Origin of the sequence: Thermogutta sp. (assembly GCF_014359955.1) — a bacterium.
Taxonomy (GTDB): domain Bacteria; phylum Planctomycetota; class Planctomycetia; order Pirellulales; family Thermoguttaceae; genus Thermogutta.
The window spans coordinates 1-3,469 of the sequence record NZ_JACIYL010000472.1 but is presented as its reverse complement, the minus strand read 5'-3'; the positions used below and the strand labels follow the sequence as shown (position 1 = coordinate 3,469).

Annotated in this window: 2 protein-coding genes; both read right to left on the bottom strand. The window is 58.1% G+C overall.

What is annotated here, in order from left to right; genetic code table 11:
• Positions 1 to 2,044, bottom strand: a 2,044-nt coding sequence (locus H5U08_RS13175) for a TadG family pilus assembly protein (protein ID WP_297033865.1), incomplete at its 3' end; no start/stop codon positions are given.
• 377 nt (positions 2,045 to 2,421) lie between these two features.
• Positions 2,422 to 3,348, bottom strand: a complete 927-nt coding sequence (locus tag H5U08_RS13170; protein WP_297033862.1) for an aminotransferase class IV — start codon at positions 3,346 to 3,348, stop codon at positions 2,422 to 2,424.
• Positions 3,349 to 3,469 lie beyond the last annotated feature (121 nt).

The window sequence follows — 3,469 nt, the reverse complement described above, 5'->3', positions numbered from 1 at the left end:
GATTCCTCGCAGCCAGGAGGCCTGCTTCCGTGGCCGTCGAAGCCCCTTTGTCCCCGCAGGCCTGGAGACGGGTGCACACCACCATTGCCTGATCGTAATCTCCAGTCAGCGGTTGGGCGATGACGGGCCCCCCGCCGCTCAGCGAGTCGTACGTGATGATCGACACCCAGTCCCGCTGGCTCAAATCGGGAATGCCCTGGTTTCTTTCTTTGACGACTTGAATCGCGGCAATCAGGGCACGCCGGGCGGCATGTGTTGGCTGCTCACGAGGTGGAAAACGGAATGTGCCCCCGTCGGTATCTTCCAAATGGTATGGACAATAGGGACTGTGGCGAGAAAGTGGCACAAAATTGACGCCGTCCGGTTTCAGATCGCGTCCATAGTCCATCATGAATTGGACGTACGTGAGGTACCCGATTTTGTTAAGGTACCGCTCGGGAAGCCGTGAGCTTGCAACAGGAAATGTGCTTCGATTGGGATTGTTCATCCGGGTGATCCGGTCCGCACTCTGATTGGGAGGAAGCCAGACAGTCCTTTGCCCAGACACCCTCTGTTGAGCAGGCGCCATGACGGCGGCGAATCCGAGCAGAACGCCGGGGTCGCCCGAGAGTACGAACTGGTTAAATGGGACATATCTCCCGGGGGCAAAGGACGGGATCAGCAGCGAAACCGCCGCCACCGGGGACAGCAGGCCTTCGCTTGGGTCAGATCCGAGCCCTGTCCAAAGTCGAGAGTTTTCGACGAAGAGCGGCTGCATGGAATCGGGAAGAACACGCCCGATGGGGCCGTTCCCCGGTGAACCGGAAGGCGAGCCACCCCCTGAAGAAGGATTCTGCGATGGTCGGTTGGGTGAGCCGGTATTTCCCCGACTGTTGGCGGAACCTCCGGAGTTGCTGCGCCTGTCAGAGGAATTTCTGCGGGAGGGTTGGTTGTTCGCTCGTGAGGTGTCCTTCCGCTCTGTGTTCTTCTTGTCTGTATCCTTCTTGTCACGTTCGGACCGACCGTTGCGTTCCTTTGCCGAATCACGGGAATTTGTTCCGCCGCGTCCACCGCGTCCCCTGGAATGTCCCGGGTCACTGGGCTGATCATTCGACGACGTCCGCGTAACCTGTACCGGTTTGATGATGTAATCGAGATACTTTTCCCAATAACTGTAAAAACGGGAGCTGTCGGGGGCAGGCCGGGCATTGGGCATGACCCGGGCAATCTGGTAGTCGATGATCGCCGAATACGCTTTAAATTTTCTCGTCAGTTCGTCGTCCGTGCGATTGATGCGATAGCGCGGAGGAACGTTAGGCCGGGTAAGCGGACCGCCGTCTTTGGTAAGTTCGGCGTAAGCGAGATCGGTCTGCGGAACGCCCCAGGGTTGACCGATGTGTTCGAGTTGTCCGGGGAATCTTCCAAAGCCGAAGTCGTCGAATACCTGCTGCATAAGCTCCGTGCCGATAGAACCGTAGCCCGACGAGCCGAAAGTGCTGTTGACAACGTCGGTGGCCCAGGCGGGTTCGGTATCGTCGTTCATGGACCCCGACAGATCAACCACGAAGGCAATGTCTCGCGGATTGGCCATGGCGATGGCTTCTGCAGAAAGATCGACGGCCTGTCGGCCGAGTACTCGGCCAAAAAACAGGGGCGCTGGATTGCCGCTCAGCGCGTCCCGGCGTACCCGAACGCGAACGGCGTTGGGTGCCGAATTGGTCGGCGTGAAGGTTCTGGTGGTCGCGTCCCAAATTCCGAGTTCGACATCCTGTCGGAGAAGCCGCAGCGGCTGGCCGCCGGAAGTGTGGAATCGCGCGTAGCGATCCGCGGTCTGGAACACGGTTTCAAATCCATGGGCGATTTGAGAGGCACCTGCCAGGGCCGCCGAGTCGGCAGCCGCCTGAAGCTGCGCGCGAACGAGAACGACGTATCCAAGGTCCACGGCCAGCGCCATCAGGGCCAAGATGACGACGAGCATCACGGCCGTCAAAACGAGGACCGCTCCGGTTCTGGGGGTTGAACCGGCAATCAAACGTTTTCGCAAGGGTTTTGTGGGTTTCCTCATGGCGAAGGACTCCACACGCTTTTTTAATTTCTTCCCGCGGGCAAATACTTTTGAATATCGCTGGACAGGTATTTCCACGTGTTTTTCGCGGGATGATCGATTTCGGAATGGGACAACGGGGCAGGTTCTGCTCTGGGAAAAACGGAAGGTTTACTTACCCGGGCAGGTAAGACAGTACACCACCTTGAAGAGTATAGGTCAGGACCAGCGTCTTACCGCATGAAAATGGCCGGTCGTCATGTGGAATAATGGGACGGTTACAACGAATTTGCCGCAGAGTCGAATTGTGCGGATGGCACCCAGGGGGACACACGCCTCTTGAGTGGAACGGGTTCGGGATCTGCCATCTCTTGCGGGGAAAAGTAAATGTGCAGCATTTATACACGGTGACGAAACCGCTGGGCCTGTGCGACAAGGTCAATGCCCGCGATCTCGTTCCATGCCGCAAGCAAGCGGCGATAGATGGGCCCTGGCTTTCCCGGGCGGGTTTGCCCCACCGGTGTCCCATTCAATCGTACGACGGGCAAAAGACAAAACGGGGTACTGGTGAGGAAGATTTCGTCACAGCGTTCGAGATCCGAAACGGTAAGAAAGCGGTGCGAGAATGGAATCCCCTGTTGGGCCGCCAGCTCCGTCACGACCTTCAGCGAGATGCCGGGGAGAGTTCTCTCCACCGGTGGGGCCATCAAACCCTCCTCACCATGATAAGCCACGATGTTGGCAGTGGGGGCCTCCGTGACGCACCCATCAGCATCCAGGAGAATGGGCCTCGCGGACGGGTCGATCCGTCGCACCTCCTTTTCTGCCAGGTAGTAGTGCATGCGGCTGCGGCACTTAAGTCCCCTGGGCCAGCACTCCACGGGGACCTGCCGAACAGAGGCCACGGCGACCGATTCACCGCCGGTGTACTTGTCGGCCCAGAGGTAAAAAGGAAGTGGATACGTGTGAATGGCCACCGTGGGGACATTGGGTCCAGGGCCTGAATAGGCGGGATATCGGCCCGGCGTCACGAAAATGGAAACGCCCATGTCATCTGCCGGATGCATAAGCTGGCGGTTGGCCGCCACGACGTATTCCGCCGCCGATTTGAGCTGTTCGGCGGTGTAGCCGATGTCCAACCCTAAAATTTCCAGCGAATGATAGAGCCTTGAAAGATGATCTTCCGCCCGAAAAATCGTGCCTCGGAAAGTTCGGAGTTGTTCCGCGATCGTTACACCCAGGACGAAACCGGCGTCCACAATGGAAACCGCCAGTTCCCGCTCTGGCAGGAATGCTCCGTTCAAAAAGGCAATCCGTTCTTGCATGGGCAAGATGCGTCCTTGAACAAGAATCTCAGATGGGGGTTCTCTTAACGATTTACCTGTGATTGCATGAGACGGGGTGCCTCAACGCTGTCCCGCAAATCCTCCAGTATCGCCTGGACAC